14 protein-coding genes and 1 CRISPR repeat array (1 of these 15 running past the window's edge) are annotated in these 15715 nt (G+C 69.0%); of the genes, 10 read left to right on the forward strand and 4 right to left on the reverse strand.

Annotation, left to right across the window (positions count from 1 at the left end; all coding sequences use genetic code 11):
• A CRISPR array of direct repeats spans positions 1–126; the repeat unit is 28 nt; unit sequence GAGTCAGCCCCGCTCGCGCGGGGAAAGC; it begins 1630 nt to the left of the window's first position.
• Positions 127–166: 40 nt separating this feature from the next.
• Together CEQ11_RS13415 and cas1e are read right to left on the reverse strand one after the other, a co-directional pair.
• Positions 167–493: a type I-E CRISPR-associated endoribonuclease Cas2 gene (locus tag CEQ11_RS13415; protein ID WP_127913436.1), complete on the reverse strand. Its 327-nt coding sequence runs from the start codon at positions 491–493 to the stop codon at positions 167–169.
• Positions 493–1479 (reverse strand): type I-E CRISPR-associated endonuclease Cas1e, encoded by a 987-nt coding sequence (gene cas1e, locus CEQ11_RS01830; RefSeq protein ID WP_088478843.1) that lies wholly within the window; start codon positions 1477–1479, stop codon positions 493–495. Before cas1e ends, CEQ11_RS13415 begins: the two co-directional genes overlap by 1 nt.
• Positions 1480–1543: 64 nt before the next feature.
• Here cas1e and casA point away from each other — a divergent pair, with 64 nt between their 5' ends.
• The 9 genes from casA to CEQ11_RS01880 all read left to right on the forward strand — a co-directional run bounded on the left by casA (position 1544) and on the right by CEQ11_RS01880 (position 12099).
• Positions 1544–3073, forward strand: coding sequence for a type I-E CRISPR-associated protein Cse1/CasA (gene casA / locus CEQ11_RS01835; protein WP_193762966.1), 1530 nt, complete (start codon positions 1544–1546; stop codon positions 3071–3073).
• 5 nt (positions 3074–3078) lie between these two features.
• Positions 3079–3708: a type I-E CRISPR-associated protein Cse2/CasB gene (gene casB, locus CEQ11_RS01840; RefSeq protein WP_127913437.1), complete on the forward strand. Its 630-nt coding sequence runs from the start codon at positions 3079–3081 to the stop codon at positions 3706–3708.
• A 70-nt stretch (positions 3709–3778) separates the two neighbouring features.
• Positions 3779–5029, forward strand: coding sequence for a type I-E CRISPR-associated protein Cas7/Cse4/CasC (gene cas7e, locus CEQ11_RS01845; protein WP_088477570.1), 1251 nt, complete (start codon positions 3779–3781; stop codon positions 5027–5029).
• Positions 5022–5801: a type I-E CRISPR-associated protein Cas5/CasD gene (cas5e, locus tag CEQ11_RS01850; RefSeq protein WP_193762967.1), complete on the forward strand. Its 780-nt coding sequence runs from the start codon at positions 5022–5024 to the stop codon at positions 5799–5801. Before cas7e ends, cas5e begins: the two co-directional genes overlap by 8 nt.
• Positions 5798–6472: a type I-E CRISPR-associated protein Cas6/Cse3/CasE gene (gene cas6e / locus CEQ11_RS01855; protein WP_088477572.1), complete on the forward strand. Its 675-nt coding sequence runs from the start codon at positions 5798–5800 to the stop codon at positions 6470–6472. Before cas5e ends, cas6e begins: the two co-directional genes overlap by 4 nt.
• A gap of 60 nt (positions 6473–6532) precedes the next feature.
• The gene (locus tag CEQ11_RS01860) at positions 6533–9403 is read left to right on the forward strand and encodes a CRISPR-associated endonuclease Cas3'' (protein WP_088477573.1); all 2871 of its coding nucleotides are present in this window, start codon (positions 6533–6535) and stop codon (positions 9401–9403) included.
• Between the two features lie 250 nt (positions 9404–9653).
• A complete protein-coding gene (locus CEQ11_RS01870) occupies positions 9654–10871 on the forward strand; it encodes an amidohydrolase (RefSeq protein ID WP_193762968.1) in 1218 nt (405 codons plus the stop codon).
• Between the two features lie 183 nt (positions 10872–11054).
• Entirely contained in the window at positions 11055–11282 is a 228-nt protein-coding gene (locus tag CEQ11_RS01875) for an amphi-Trp domain-containing protein (RefSeq protein ID WP_067191971.1), read from the forward strand.
• A gap of 52 nt (positions 11283–11334) precedes the next feature.
• A complete protein-coding gene (locus tag CEQ11_RS01880) occupies positions 11335–12099 on the forward strand; it encodes a queuosine precursor transporter (protein ID WP_088477575.1) in 765 nt (254 codons plus the stop codon).
• Here CEQ11_RS01880 and CEQ11_RS01885 read toward each other — a convergent pair.
• Together CEQ11_RS01885 and CEQ11_RS01890 are read right to left on the reverse strand one after the other, a co-directional pair.
• On the reverse strand, positions 12054–13091 hold the full coding sequence (locus tag CEQ11_RS01885; RefSeq protein WP_088478845.1) for a nucleoside hydrolase: 1038 nt from the start codon (positions 13089–13091) through the stop codon (positions 12054–12056). The two genes, CEQ11_RS01880 and CEQ11_RS01885, sit on opposite strands and share 46 nt — an antisense overlap.
• A gap of 207 nt (positions 13092–13298) precedes the next feature.
• Positions 13299–13952: an MBL fold metallo-hydrolase gene (locus tag CEQ11_RS01890; protein ID WP_088477576.1), complete on the reverse strand. Its 654-nt coding sequence runs from the start codon at positions 13950–13952 to the stop codon at positions 13299–13301.
• A gap of 311 nt (positions 13953–14263) precedes the next feature.
• Between CEQ11_RS01890 and CEQ11_RS01895 the strand changes: the two genes are divergently transcribed.
• The gene (locus tag CEQ11_RS01895) at positions 14264–15643 is read left to right on the forward strand and encodes an NAD-dependent succinate-semialdehyde dehydrogenase (RefSeq protein ID WP_088477577.1); all 1380 of its coding nucleotides are present in this window, start codon (positions 14264–14266) and stop codon (positions 15641–15643) included.
• Positions 15644–15715 lie beyond the last annotated feature (72 nt).

Consider the following 15715-nt stretch of genomic DNA (forward strand, 5'->3'; position numbering starts at 1 on the left):
AAAGCCGGAAGAAACCGGCGGGAAGAACTGGGTGCCGGAGTCAGCCCCGCTCGCGCGGGGAAAGCGAAACCGGCGGGAAGAACTGGGTGCCGGTCTCGGAGTCAGCCCCGCTCGCGCGGGGAAAGCCGATGTTGACTAGGCATGATACGTGTACGTTATTGAAACGTTACCAATCATCCTCACCAGTCCGATCCATAGGATTCGGTCGGCGTCGAGACACCACTAAGCCGTCCTGGATCAAGGTCCTGCTGGGCGACCTGGAGTGCTGGAGGACAATATACCCCATGGGGGCGGACGGGTCGGGGTGAATCATCACTGCGCGTCCGGAGCGTGTCTCGTCGACCTCCTGGCAAACTAAGTCCCACAATGCTTCGCGAGTTCGTGTACTCATCCGACCAGCGAGGGTTTCCTCCGAAACTCGAGTCAAGTACCTCTGAGCCGTTCCCATTGCTCGAGGGGCAGCACGAATGATGAGTGTTACGAGTGCAGCCATCACCAGACCTCCGGCGCCGTTGCGTAGTTCGTTCCCGCGGGGACGACGTCCTCGTCACTCCACAGACGCAGGTCCTCAACGTCGATTTCCTCGACACGGGGCACAGCGACCTCGAGGGTCGCGTATATCGCAGCCACGGATCTGGCCAGGACGCGTTCTCGTCGCATGGCGACATTCATTTCCTCGCGAATGCTCCGCTCCGCATCACGTCCCGTGGAGACGAGGTCACAGGCCACTCTGTAAGCGACGTCAAGCTTGAACAGGTCCGCGAGATCAAAGGACAGGGCTAGTGGGTGCCCGGTGTGGATGATGCCCAGACTGGGGGCACACCCGAGGGCGAGAATGCTGGCAGTTGTCGCCCCGTACAGGCACTGTGTTGCCAGGGTGAGGGCCCGATTCAAGGGGTCAGCGGTGCGGATGTCGGTGTTCCGCCCGTCCCAGTGGAGGCCGTACTCGGAGGCGATGTCACGGTAGGCGGTGCGGACACGGGAACCTTCTCGGGAGCGGAGGTGGGAGATGAGCACGTCGGCAGAAAGAGACTCGTGCGGGAACCGGAGTGAATACAGATGTATCGCTGCCTTCCGCCGCGCCTCGTCATCCGCCCAGACCTTCACTTGCCGCAGGTGCAGGTTGGCCTTCGACGCCAGAGGTGTCACTGATCCATAGGCCCGTACGCCACCCGAACCGGTCCAGAGGACAGTGACACCCGCATCGGCGAGGAGCATTGCAGCGTCACGGGTTATAGACGTTCCAGGGCCGGCGAAGATAGCGGTGAGCGAGGCGTGGGGGACGACTCGCTCCTCCTCTCTCTTGCGAAGCACAACACTGTGCCCCTTCTTTGCGATTCGAGCATACTCAGCATGGAGGATGCCGGTGCGCTCGGTGAGTCGGGGCAGAGCTGATCGGGGTGTCTTCACGTTGGTCTCCTTCGTGTGGGTGCTTATCTTGTCCACCTCATTGAGGAGGGTGGCACTCTGGTCGAACACCCCACGTGTGGAGCGCTCTACACAGAGTGTTGTCCAGTTCTCTCGAGTCGTCTATGCTCGACCCATGCAAGCGACCGAGCATCCCACCTACGACCTCCTGACGGAGCCGTGGATCACCGTCACCGACCTTGATGGCACCAGTCATCAGGTCGGCATCCGTGAAGCCTTGACCAAGGCTGAGGACATCGCCACCGTGACCGACGCCGACGGTGGCGTCGAGGCCGCACTCCTGCGTCTGCTCGGTGCTGTCCTCCACGCCGCCGCCTACCGGCGCGTCCGCTCCGGGGACGACCTGAACCCCCTCAATGGGGATTACCCGGCCGCCGAGATCAATGCGTACCTCGACGAGCACGCCAACGCGTTCGACCTGTTCCACCCTGACCGCCCGTTCCTCCAGGCCCCGCACGCCTCCCAGTTTGAGACCCGTACTCCCATGACCCTCGGTGCACCATGGTTCCCGGGGTCCGGATCAAAGGCCTACCTGAATGCGACGATGGTGCCCCGCGACAAGGACGCCCTGGACGCCGGCCTGGCGGCACGCCTGTTGCTGTCCTCGCAGGCGTGGGGATCTGGGCAGAAGACCTCCGGGCCGCTCCCCAAGGACCTGTTCGAGGCTCTCGAGCCCGGCGCGAAGCCCTCCGGTTCCACCCCGGCAGGTCCTCTCGCGGGTGCCCTGATCGTGGTCCCCACGGGTGAGACTCTCGCCGAGACCCTCCTGCTCAACCTCGCCTTCCCCAAGGATGGGGACCCCGGCATCCCCGTGTGGGAGGTGAACCGTGGTGGGGCTCGCCCCTCCGGGCACTTGGGCCGCCTGGCATGGCCCGCTCGCGCCTACTTGCTGGACGCTTCCGACGACGGCCGCAAAGTCACAGCCGTGCACTTCGGTGCAGGACACCGTCTCGACACCGACACGAACCAGGCCACAGAGACCACCATGGTCTGGAACCCCGCGAAGGGCGAGAAGCCCGCGACGTACATGCGTGGCAGGGCAGACCTGGTCCTGTGGCGTTCCACCCCCACCCTGTACGGGTGGGGTGAGGCCGCGGGTGTGCCCCAGGTGCGGACGGCCGCCAGTTGGCGTGAATCTGCCTGGGGGGAGGGTCTGATCCAGGTCAGCGTGTACGGCCGCGATAACGTCGGAATGTCCCCGGCCACCGTGCAGATCGCGCACCCCATGTCGATGGTGTGGGCCCTGGTCGGCGAGTACCCGCATGAGGCCGACGTGGAGAAGGTTCTGGCCGGAACCACGAAGGCCGCGAGGTCCCTGCGGGACGCCCTGAACGGGATCACGGAGGCGCCCACGCTCTGGTCGGAGGTCGAGCCGCACTGGCTGGACCTGCTCGACGCCCTCGGCGCCGCATCCCGACCGGTCGATTCCGGTCAAGATCTGACCGTGGAGACCGACGCGGACGCCGTCCGTGCCGCCCTCGTGCGGTACGCCCAGGACGTCACCCGGCTCTGCCTCGACATCTTCGACCGTGAGGCCGGAGCCATGCCCGCCGCTCACTACGCCCAGGCCAAGAACGGTCTGCGCGGCTCCCTGCGATTCAAAGCGTTCAAGGAGTTCCAGCCCGAGAAGGAGTCCACGAAGTGACCACCATGACCGAGACCCCCCAGCCCGGGAAGGCCCCCGCTGGCGTCAGCAGTGGTGCCCCCGGCATCGGCACGAGCGACTCGCCAGCGTCGCAGTACGTGACGCACCTGCACCGGCTGTCCTCCGGATTCGACTCCCGGAAATCCCTGATGGCCCTGCGTGCCTCGCTGGGACATCGCGACGGGTGGGCCCCGGAGGCCGCCCCGCTGGTGACCGAATTCCTGCCGCCCGCCCTCGAGGGGGCCAGCCCGGCCGTGCGGCGCCGTCAGGCTGCGGTCCGTCGCACGTACTTCACGATGGGTGGGCTGTTCGCGCTGTGGCACCTGAACCACGCCTCGAACATCCGCGCGGACGAGGGTGAGCACGGGGAACGAAACCTGGGAGACGCCCTGGCCGCGCTGTCCCGGACCTCCCCGATTCAGACGGAAGCTTTGGCGAAGGACCTCGTGTCGTTCTCCCGTGACCAGGTCGACGGTGTTCTGCACCGTGTGGTGATCGCCATGGCGAAGGAGGACGTGCGAGTGCCGTGGTACTCGTTGGCCTCCGACCTGCTGGTGGTCCGGAAGTCGTGGCGGCAGGTCCAGCGGTCCTGGGCTGAGCACTACTACCGGACGGCGTCGCGGCCGCGCCGCTGAACCCCTTCTCGTCCCCCGAAAACCTCTCTTGACAAACAACAAACACCACAGCCTTGAAAGGGATTTCACCATGAGCAAGAAGTTCATCGAGGTCCACGTCCTCCAGTGGTTCCCCTTCTCCTGCATCAACCGCGACGACGCGGGGCTGCCCAAGTCCATGACCCTCGGCGGCGAGCGCCGCGCCCGCTGGTCCTCCCAGTCCCAGAAGCGCGCCCTTCGCCTGGCTATGACCAAGAACCTGGACGCCGAGAACCTCGCCACCCGCACCCGCCGCCTCCCCATCCAGACCCTCGAGACCCTCATCGGCCGCGGCCGGGACTCCGCCGAGTCCGCCGCCCGCGTGGTCGCCGCGTTCTGGGCGCTCGGCCTGAACTTGAACACCGTCCAGGACGCGAAGAAGGACGCCGAGGACACCGGGGAGGCACTCGCCGCGCAGGAGGGCATCGAGGGCGCCCCCGCGTTCGGTGCCGTCCTCACCGGCCGCACCCAGGTGGTCCTCCCCGCTCCCAAGTCCGGTGCCGCCTACCTGGCCGACGCCATCGAGAAGCACTGGGACGTGCTCGGGGGCGTCGTGAACCTCGCGAAGGTCAAGGACGGCAAGGCCGAGAAGAAGGTGCCCGCCGCCGTCGTGAAGGAGACCACCCCGGACCTGCGCCGCGGCATCGACGCTGAACGTCAGGCCGACGTGGCCCTGTTCGGTCGCATGCTCACCGAGGTCCCGGACGGGGGCACCGTGGAGGCCGCCGCGTCCGTGGCGCACGCTTTCACCACGCACCCGGACGACTACACCACCGAGTTCTGGTCGGCTGTGGACGATGACGCGGCCGCACAGGGCCACGGCGGGTCCGCGCACATGGGCACGCAGGGGTACACCTCCGGCGCGTTCTACCGCTACGGCGTGATTGACGTCGACACCCTCGCCGAGGGTCCCCTGAACGGGGAGGACGACCTTGTACAGGCCGCAGCCGGCGCGTTCGTGGAGCAGTTCGCCTCGCTCCTGCCGACCGCGATGGTCCATGGCACCGCCCCGTTCGTGGCGCCCGCGTACGTCGTGGCACGCGTGTCCGACGCTCAGCGGATGCTCGGCGACGCGTTCATCCGTCCCGTCGAGCCAGAGGAGGGTGACTACCTGTCCGCCTCTGCGACGCGCATGGCCACCGTCGCTTCCCGCTCCTACGCGGCCTACGGCAATGACGGCGATGCCACCTACGTGCTCGCCGCGCACCCGGACGTGCAGGGCATCGAGTTCCCCGGCGCCACCGAGGTCGACACCGTCACCGACCTCGTGGACCATGTCAAGGAGGCCGCGTTCCGTGTCTGAGCACACCGTCCCCGAGCAGGGCGCGCTCGTCCTGCACATCAACGCTCCTCTCCAGTCTTGGGGGGTTGGCGCGCAGGGCACCGTGCGGAGCACGAACGCCGAGCCGACCCTCTCGGGGATGGTGGGCTTGATCGGCAACGCCATGGCTCGCACCCGTGACGACGACATCTCCGACCTCGCGGCGCTGCCCATGGGTGTGCGAGTGGATCGGCCCGGGGTGCTGACCCGGGACTTTTTCACCGCGGGCACCACCACGGGTGTGGTCCAGCGTGAGGAGTCCATCAAGGGTGGACGCCGTGTGTTCCGTGACAGGGTCGTCAACGACGGCGCGGTCGGCACGAAGTTCTACCTGTCTGGGGCGGCGTTCACCGTGGCCCTCCAGGTGGACCGGGAGTTCGGGGAGCGGATCGCCGCGGCGCTGGCCCGCCCAGCCCGTGCCCTGTTCCTGGGCCGGAAGTCCTGCCCGGTGACGTACATGGATCGGGCAGTGTGGGTGCCGGGGACCCTGGAGGAGGTGCTCCGCACGTTCCCCCTGGACCCGGATCTGCTCCCGGACCCGGAGCGGCCCTGGGTGGGCCGTGGTGTGGTCGCACCGGCCCGGCTGACCCTCGTGTTGCCCGCCGGCCCAGACGAGGTGGGGGCACAGCCCCGCAAGGACGTGCCGGTGTCGTTCACACGGGAGGCGCGCCGCTACGCCACCCGGTTCGTGCGGTTCGCACACGTCGACCGGGACACCCTGACCGTCCGGGACTCCGAGGAGGAGAGCGCATGAGCACGCCCACCATCCGTGCCGCCCGTGTGACCCTGGGCCTGGGCTCCCAGGTCGGACGCCTGCTGGCCTCCGACGTGCAGGAGGCCCACTCGTTCGTGACGAAGGCCCTGCGTCTGCCCCAGGAGACTCTGGACGATAAGAGCAAGACGCCCCGCGCCGACGCGAACCTGCTGTGGCGGCGTGAGCGCGGCCGCAGCGGGGCCGCTGCCCTGATCGTGCAGACCACCGACCCCAACGCGGACCTGGCTGGTCTGCACGGGGCGGGTGTGACCGGGGTGCAGGTCATCGAGGATGCCCTGACCCGGGTCCGTTCCCGCCTCGCTGCGGGGGAGCACCTGCGGTTCTCCGTCCGCACGAACCCCGTGAAGTGGCAGACCGAGGACGGCCGAAAGCGACGCGTCCCTATCCTCGACGAGAACGAGCAGATCGCGTGGCTGGCCCGCCAGTTCCAGGGCGCGGCGACCCTCGCTCAGGACCCGTTCACCGGGGCGGAAGACGTCGCCGTGGAGCAGGAGCCGACAGTGAAGGTCATGCCCCGTGGCGCCGTGTTCAACTCCGTGCAGTTCACGGGAACCCTGCTCGTCGAAGCCCCGGACGCCCTGGAAGCCCTGGTAGCCTCCGGGATCGGCCGTGGCCGTGCCTTCGGTCTCGGCCTGGTGCAGGTGGCCTGACCCATGGTGCGCAGGCCGGACCGTGCCGGGCGTCGTTCCCCGCGCCCCCAGAATGGGGGCATGGGGGTGCCTCCACTCTGTGTAGGACAGTCAATCCTTCCCCGCCTCGGCGGGGCCGACCCCTCCCCTTCCGGGGAAGGTCCCCGACGCCCGGCCGCTGACCTGCCGTCCGAGCGGCTGCACGCCCTCTGGGCGAAGATCGGTGACAGCAAGGAGAGCCGCCACCCCCTTCTTTGGCACCTTCTCGACGTCGCCGCCATCGCGGGCGCCCTCTGGGACAGATATGTGTCTGCCACGGCCCGCACCCGTCTTCAGGAGACTCTCGACGTGGACGCGGACGCTGCGCGCGGCTGGTTCTGCTGGCTCGCTGCCATGCATGACATCGGGAAGGTCTCCCCTTACTTCCAGTTCCAGGGAGGCCCCTGGGCAGAGCACGCGCACGACGCGGGAATGCCGTGCCTCGGCAACACCCGCACCCACTCCCACGAGGTCATCGGTATGACCTACCTCGCCGACACCTTCCAGCTGGCCGGTGCCGACCGGGAGACCGCCTGGGCGTGGGCATCCGCGGTGAACATCGACCGCGGCCGCGCCCCTGACCTGGCTGCGATCCGGCTTGCTCGTCAGTCCATCCTGGGCTCCCAGGGACATCCGAGTGACTACCTGCCGGTGGTGGGGGAGGTGATGGATCTCGTGGCCGCCGCCGTCGGTGCCACCGGGCGCCCCAGGTTCGATGTGACTCCGTCCGCGACCCTGCTCAACGTCTTGGGAGGGGTGGTGAAGGCCGCCGACTGGCTGGGGTCCAACGATGCTCTGTTCAGGTACTGGGACAAGCGGGTGGACGTGCACACCTATTGGCGGGCCGCGACCGCGCGTGCCGAATCGCAGACCAGCCGAACCTCTCTCCACGCCTGGAACGTGCCCGCCGTGATGCCTTCGTTCGGAGCTCAGTTCATGGAGCCCGGGCGTGAGGACGAGATGGTGCCGCGGCCCATGCAGGCAGCGGTGATCGACGCCGTCAGGGACCTGCCGTTGGGATCGTTGACCATGGTCGAGGCGCAGATGGGCGAGGGGAAGACTGAGGCTGCATTGGGTGCGGCGATGGAGTTTGCGGCGAAGGGCGCCACCGGCCTGTTCTTCGGCCTCCCTACCCAGGCGACCGCTTCGAAGATGCACGAGCGCGTGTCTGAGTGGCTGACCTGTACGGGTCTCTCTCCGCGGGGGGCGATCCTGGACGCGGGAAACTGGCGTACCGCAGCCACGCCGATGCATCTCGACGAGGCCGAGGCAACGGCCTTTACGAGTCCAACAAGCCATGACGGCGACACCGCAGAGCGCCGCGCTGTGTCGACCGAACCCGATCGCTGGTTCCGCGGCCCCCACCGACCACTGCTGGCCAAGGTCGGTGTCGGCACCGTGGACCAGCTCCTGCTCTCGGCACAGGCCGTGAAGTACGACATCGCCCGATGGGCGGGTCTTGAAGGAAGGGTCGTCATCCTCGACGAGGTCCACGCGTACGACGCATTCATGCAGGGGCTGTTCGCGACGGCACTCCAGTGGCTCGCCGCCCTGGGGTGTCCGGTCATCCTCCTCTCTGCCACCTTGCCCGCGCAGGCCCGTGCTGCTTTCGCCAACGCCTACCGTGCCGGCCTGACCGGACGCGACACCACCCCTGTACCTCTGCCCGAGGTCCCTTATCCGGGCATGGTGACCGTCACCGCCGCCGATACGAAGGTGACCTCGTTGCCAGGTCGAGGGCAGACTTTGGCCGTAGACCACCTGACGGTCCCTCACGGCGGAGATGTCGCTGACACGATCGTGGACGCCGCGGCCGCTCGCATCGGAGACTCCTGTGAGGGTGTCGCTGCGGTGATCTGCAACAGTGTCCGCGCTGCGCTGGCCGTCGCGGACGCTCTTCAGGTCCGATTTCCGGACGCGGATGTGTCCCTGATGCACGCCCGTTTCACGGCGGCCGACCGGCGCCGTCACGAGACACATGCCCTCACTGTCGCCGGCAAATCCAACCGTGGGCCCGACGGTGACCGGCTGGCCAGACTAAGGTTCGTCGTGGGCACACAGGTGATGGAGCAGTCCCTGGACGCAGACTTCGACTGGATAGTCACGGAGGTCGCCCCGGTCGACCTGGTGCTCCAGCGTGCGGGGCGACTTCACCGCTGGGAGGGGAGCACTGTGCGCCCGGCGTGGGGAGCAGAGCCGGTGTTGACCCTCGTCTCCCCGGCGCCCGCGTTCGCCGGTCCAGAATCGCGCGGAGTGGCTGCAGGTGTCGCGTGGCTGGCCACCACGTCCCGCGTGTACACCGTCGAGACTCCTGCCGTCATGCTGGCCTCTTGGGCCGCTCTCCGCACTGTGTCCACCCTGACGTTTCCCCAGGACATCGCCGCCCTCGTGGCGCAGGTGTACGACGCCCATGGTGCCCCGGACGGGGTCCCTGATGCGGTGTGGGACGTGGCGATCGATGTGGAGCGCATCCGATCCCGGGAATACCACCGCGCCGCAGACAAACGCGCCCTTGAGCACCCGGACACCCCGGCAGCCTGGAAGAACCAACAGGCTGCCCGTGGGGAGGACAACGAGGACGGTGGGCGTGGTTGGTTCGTGTCCCGCCTCGGGGAGCCCTCAATCTCCGTTGCTCTGGCCGAACGCCACTCCGATGGCACTATCCGCCCCGTTGGACGGCCCGAGGTGTGCTCCCTGGACCCCAGCAATCCGATGCCGTGGCGGCAGGCGACCATCAAGGTCGGGGACTGGCTCTTGAATCCGAAGTGGGGTGGCGCCCCGGCCCTCACCGTCTCACCCAAGGAATGGAAGCAAGGTTCCCTCGCGGGCACTCTTCTCCTCATGCTTAATGACCCCGGATGCCCCCTGGTCTACCACCCGGATCGTGGCCTGGAGCGGCCCCCGGAGGGATGACTTGTTGAGGAGGGGTGGAGCAGGGTGAACCGTCCCCGGTGTGATTCCGCTTCCTTTCGAGTCTGGAAGGAAGACAGAGAGCACGCCCAACAGTAGGAAGCGTCACACCCCGGAACAGGTCGTCCGCAAGCTCGGGCAGGCCGACAGGATGCTCACCGACGCCGTCGATGCGCAGGTGGGATTCCCCGCACAGGCGCAGGATGCGAGGATGCATGTGTGATGTTCTGTGCGGGGAGGAGAAGCGGTCGGAATGGGTGACCTGCTGATCAGCGATGTGCGTCCCTGGGGCGGCGATCCCGTGGACGTGCGCGTGTCCGACGGCGTCATCACGTCGGTCGAGCCGCACGGCGGTGCGGGCTCAGGCGACCGCACCGTGCAGTCTGAGCACGTGGACGGTGCCGGACGCCTGCTGCTGCCCTCGTTCACCGATGTCCACGTCCATCTCGATTCCACCCGAGTAGGACTTCCGTTCGAGCCGAACGAGGTGGAGCGCCGCAATCTCTGGTCCTTCATCCAGAATGACCGCGACAACTGGCGGAACGCCGGGAAGTCCGTGGCGGAGCGCGCGACGCACACACTGGGCAGCGCGATCGCGCACGGCATGACGCGCGCCCGCAGCTACGCCCAGATCGATGCGGACTGCAGACTGGAGCGGCTCGAGGGCGTCCTCGCAGCGAAGGAAGCACACGCGCACCGCGCCAGCGTCGAGGTCGTCGCCTTCCCACAGGCCGGCCTCCTGCTGGAACCCGGGGTCCCTGCGCTCCTCGAGGAAGGTCTGCGGAACGGGGTCGACCTGGTGGGCGGCATCGATCCCTGCGCCCTGGACGTGGATCCCCGTCAGCACCTCGACATCGTCTTCGACCTGGCCGAGCGCCATGGGGTCGGGATCGACATCCACCTGCACGAGCCGGCAGAGCTGGGCCTCTTCAGCGCGCAGCAGATCATCGAGCGCGTCCGTGCTCTCGACATGCGGGGCCGGGTGACGATCGCGCACGCGTTCTTCCTCGCGGGGATCTCCGAGAGCCAGCGCGCACAGGTGCTGGCCGATCTGGCGGACCTCGACATCGCCCTCGCGACGGTGGCGCCCAGCGGACGGGGGACGCTGCCGCTGCTTGAGATCCTGGACGCGGGCGTGCGGATCGGCCTGGGACAGGACGGGCAGCGCGACTACTGGTCGCCCTACGGCAACACGGACATGCTGGACCGCACCTGGCAGCTGGCCTTCACGAACGGACTGCGGCGTGATTCGGACATCGAGCGTGCGCTGGAGACCGCGACACTCGAGGGTGCGCGGGTGATCGATCCGACCCGGAGCCGATCCGAGTCGCGTGGCGTGGGTGTGGGGGAGACGGCCGACCTCGTCCTTCTCCCGGGCGAATACCCGGCGTCGGCGGTGATGGACAGGCCAGGCAATCGCACGGTGGTGCGTGCCGGCCGGGTCGTGGCCCGGGACGGTGAGCTCGTCTGACACGGTCCTGATCGTCCCCCTCCGGTCGCCCACGACGGTGAACCGGTCCGGGGTCGATGAAGGCTCGCACGTGCCGGCCCGGACAGGGCGGCCAGAGGCGATGCCGGCGACCCACAGCTGCTGCGGCGCCGTCGTCGGAGGCGAGGGGGAGACCTGTACGCCAGGTGGGGCTACTCTCGGGGCATGGGCAAGGACCTCTTCGAGAACGAGCAGAAGCAGACCATGACCAGGGAGCAGGCCGCGGCCCGGCTCCGGGAGCTCGCGGACCAGCTGGCGGACCAGAACGAGGTGCGGGTGGAGCACGGCGGCCGGGACGTCGTCGTCTCCGTGGCGGACCAGGTGGAGTTCGAGGTGGAGCTCGAGGTGGAACAGGGCGGACAGAGCGAGCTGGAGATCACGCTGAGCTGGTGAGCCCCGCGGGCCCCGGCTCACACATCCGGACGGAATCTGGTTCCATGTTCCGGTGACTACCACCACCGAACCCACAGACAGGCCCGCCTCTGGGCAGGGCACCCCGGAATATGCCGAGGTGCCCCACAGCCACTACGACCTGTTCGTCGGCATCTTCGTCGGCCTGCTGCTCCTGTCCGGAGTGACCGCGGCGAAGCTGTTCTACGGACCCACCATCCCCGTCTTCAGCGACCTCTTCTACGGCGGCGGCCCCCTCATCTTCGACGGCGGCGCGTTCCTGTTCCCGCTGGCCTACATCGTCGGCGACATCCTCGCCGAGGTCTACGGCTACCGCCGGGCCCGCCGGGCGATCTTCATCGGCTTCCTGATGCTGATCGTCGCGGCCCTGACCTACCAGGTCGTCGCGCTGACCACGCCCGTGGAGGGCTTCGAGGCCTGGAACGACGCCCTCGCCCCCACCCTGCGCCTGACGCTCGCCGGCCTGGCCGGGTTCTTCGTCGGCAGCCTGGTCAACGCCAAGATCGTCTCCCGGATGAAGGAGCGGATGAAGGAGCGCAGCGTCGCCCTCCGTCTGATCCTCTCCACGCTCGTCGGTGAGTTCCTGGACACCCTCGTGTTCTGCCTCGTCGCTTTTGCCGGCAAGATCTCCCTGGCCGAGCTCGCCAACTACACGGTCACCGGCTACATCTACAAGTGCCTCGTGGAGATCCTGATCGTCCCGCTGACGCTCCTGATCATCCGCTGGCTGAAGCGCCACGAGCCCACCTACCGCTACGAGGAGCCCACCGAGCGCTCCACCGCCACAGCGGCCGCCTGAGCGAAGGCCGAGAACACCGCACTGGGGTCGTTGCCCGTGACGCGTCGTGCGTTCGGGCGGCGGCCCCAGATGTGTCTGTCGTCGTGGACGGTGGTGCCGCGCAGCAGGTCCGAGTCCGCCTCCACGTCGACCACGGTCGTGGCCGTGCTGTACTCGGCCACCCCGGCCGCGGCCTGGGCGGCGAAGAGGTCGTGCAGGTGGGCCACGTAGCCCTGGTCGTAGTCGTGGTGGAACTCGAAGTAGAACCGGAGCGCGTCCGCCAGCACGTCCAGCACGGGCAGGCCCGTGTCCGCCACGGGGCCGTCCTGCCGGGGGCGGTCCACGGACCACCACACGGGCCGACCTCCCGCGTCCTCCAGGAGCCCGTCCAGCAGGGCCGGCGTGTACTCGATCCGCTCGGTGGTCTCCAGGGAGCACACCAGCGGCAGACGGTCCTCCGGCAGCCCCTCGAAGGCCGCGTAGACCTGCTTCGCGGCGTCCGGGTCCACCCACGTGTTCCACTCGGCCGTGGGCGTCGTGTTGCCCGGATAGTAGAAGGAGCCGCCCATGATCACGATCCCCGCCGCGAGCTCCGGCAGCCGCGGTTCGGCGCGCAGGGCCAGGGCGAGGTTGGTCAGGGGCGCGGTGCAGAGGATCGTCGTCTCGCCGGGGTGGGCGCGCAGCTCCTCCACCCAGACCTCCACGGCCGAACGCTCCGAGAGCCGCTCGGGCAGGTGGGGCACGCGCGCGTAGCCGATCCCTCCCTCGCCGTGGGTCTCCGGCGTGGTCTCCGGCGGCCGGCGCAGCGGCGCCTCCGCCCCGACGGCCACCTCCACGTGCCCCAGCCCCAGCAGCTCGAGCATGCCGAGGGTGTTCAGCGCGCACTCCCGGGCGGTCGCGTTGCCGCCGGTGGTGGTCACGGCGGCCAGCTCGGCGCCGCAGCCGGCCAGCTGTATCAGCGCGCAGGCGTCGTCGATGCCGGTGTCCACGTCCGCCAGGATCCGTCTGCTCACGACCAGCACCCTATCGGCCCTGCGTCGAGCCAGAACGAGTGGCCCCTTCCGGCTGCTGTGAAGTGTCCGTTTCTTCTGGTTCGGCGGGTCAGGGGGAGGGCACGACGACGGTGACGTGCCTCTTCCGAGGCGACCGAGCCGTCGTCGCCGGTCACCCTCCGGCCCTCCGGCCGGCGAAGGCCGGCCGAGGAATCCGGGCCCGGGCGTTCAGAGCCGGTGCGGGTCGCCGCGGCCGCAGCGGAGGTACTCGGTGCCGTCGGGCACGAGGTTCGGCATCATGCCGTCCACCACGGAGCGTCCTTCGGGGGAGAGGATCGCGTCGTGGATCGGCACGGCTCGGCGCGGGGCCACGGCGCGGACGTACTCGACGGCCTCGGAGATCTTCATCCAGGGGGCGCTGACCGGCAGCAGGAGGGTGTCCACCTTCACGCCGTCAGGCAGGGCGGGGAAGGAGTCGCCGGGGTGCAGCAGGGCGCCGTCCACCAGGTAGGCGGCGTTGTCCGGGCGGGGGACGTCCTCGTGGATCAGGGCGTGCTGTCCGCCGAGGACGCGCACCTCGAAGCCGCCCGCGGAGAAGGACTCCCCGGGCACGGCGGTGTGCAGGACGTCCTCCGGGACGCCCGCCTCCGCCAGCTGCGGCACCAGATCCTCGGGTGCCCACACGTCCTGTGCTCCGGCGGCCACGGCCCGCACCACGCGCTCCGGGACCACGTGATCCGGGTGCAGGTGGGTGATCAGCACCGCCTCGACGTCCTCGAGGGCGGCCTCGTCGCTGAACGCGCCGGGGTCGAAGCCGATCCGGCGGCCGTCGCGCTCCAGTCGCACGGCGGACTGTCCCCACAGGGTGAGCTCGGCGGTCATGGGTCCTCCTGACTCTCGGCGGCGCACGGGGGAGGCGTGCTGGGGCTGATTCTGCCGGTTCCCGCGGCGCCGAACCAGAGGAAACGGTCGCTTCGGGGCACCCCGAAGGGGCCACATCTTCTGGCTCGGCGTTGGGGGCGACCGGGCGGCGTTGGGGCGGCTCGGCGCGAGGGGCGACCGCCCGCCCTGGCGGAGGGTGGACGCGGCCGCCCGCCCTGGCGGAGGATGGAGACCTGCGTCACATCCGCCGCGCGGAGTCGTACCGGACCGCTCCGGCACGCACCCGCGCCCGTTTCGTGCAAAGGGGAACCATGGCACGCTTCCACACCACCGACCCGACCACCGGCGAGCTCGTCGAGGCGTTCGAGGGCCTCACGGACGAGCAGATCGAGCCGCTGCTGGACCGCGCGCACACCGGCTACCTCGCCTGGCGTCGCACGGACGTCGCCGAGCGGGCCGCCGTCCTGCACCGCATCGCCGACCTCTACGACGAGCGCGCCGAGCAGCTCGCCCAGGACGTCACCCGGGAGATGGGCAAACCGATCACGGCCGCCCGCGGCGAGATGAAGACCTGTGCCGGGATCTTCCGCTACTACGCGGAGCAGGGCCCGGAGATGATCGCCCGCGAGCAGATCGAACCGGCCACCGGGGGCACCGCCTACGTGCGTCGCGACCCGATCGGCGTGCTGCTGATGATCATGCCGTGGAACTTCCCGCACTATCAGATCGCCCGCGTGGCCGCGCCGAACCTGCTGCTGGGCAACACCATGATCCTCAAGCACGCCGGCAACTGTGCCCGCTCCGCCCTGAACGTGGAGCAGCTGTTCCAGGACGCCGGTGTCCCCGCCGACGCCTTCGTCAACGCCTTCGTGGGCCATGAGCACGTGGGCACGATGATCGCCGACGAGCGGATCGCCGGCGTCACCCTGACCGGCTCGGACCGGGCCGGCAGGATCGTCGGCGAGCAGGCCGGCCGTGAGGTGAAGAAGGCCGTCCTCGAGCTCGGCGGCTCGGACCCGTTCGTGGTGGCCCCGGACGCGGACCTCGAGGTGACGGCGAAGGACGCGGTGATCGGCCGCTGCGTGAACTCGGGCCAGACCTGCACGTCCTCGAAGCGGTTCATCGTGGTGGACGAGCTCTACGACGCGTTCCTGGAGAAGTTCGTGGCCGGCATGTCGTCCGTGCCGTTCGGCGACCCGCAGGACGAGGCCACGGTGGTCGGCCCGCTGTCCTCGGAGCAGGCGCGCATGGACGTGCACGACCTCGTGGAGGACGCCGTGGCCCACGGGGCGAAGGTCCTCACCGGCGGGCAGCCGCAGGACGGCCCCGGGTTCTTCTACCCGCCCACGGTGCTCGTGGACGTCCCCGAGACCGCCCGCGCGTACCGGGAGGAGTTCTTCGGGCCCGTCGCGGTGGTGCACCGGGTGGCGGACCTGGACGCGGCGATCGAGCTGGCCAACGACTCCCCGTACGGCCTCTCCAGCTCCGTCTACACCACCAGCGCGGAGGTGGCCGAGGACGTCGCCGCCCGCCTGGAGGTGGGCATGGTCTGGATCAACTCGACCTCCAAGTCCTCCGCGGAGCTGCCCTTCGGCGGTGTGAAGCGCTCCGGCGTGGGCCGGGAACTCGGCCGTCTGGGCATCGAGGAGTTCGCCAACCACAAGCTCGTCCGCTCGCCCGGCGGCCTGTGAGCCGCTGACGGCACCACGACGACGGCCCCGCACTTCGACGACCTCGGTCGCCTCGGGGCGGGGCCGGCATGC

Origin of the sequence: Micrococcus sp. FDAARGOS_333 (assembly GCF_002206575.2) — a bacterium.
GTDB classification, from domain to species: domain Bacteria; phylum Actinomycetota; class Actinomycetes; order Actinomycetales; family Micrococcaceae; genus Micrococcus; species Micrococcus lylae.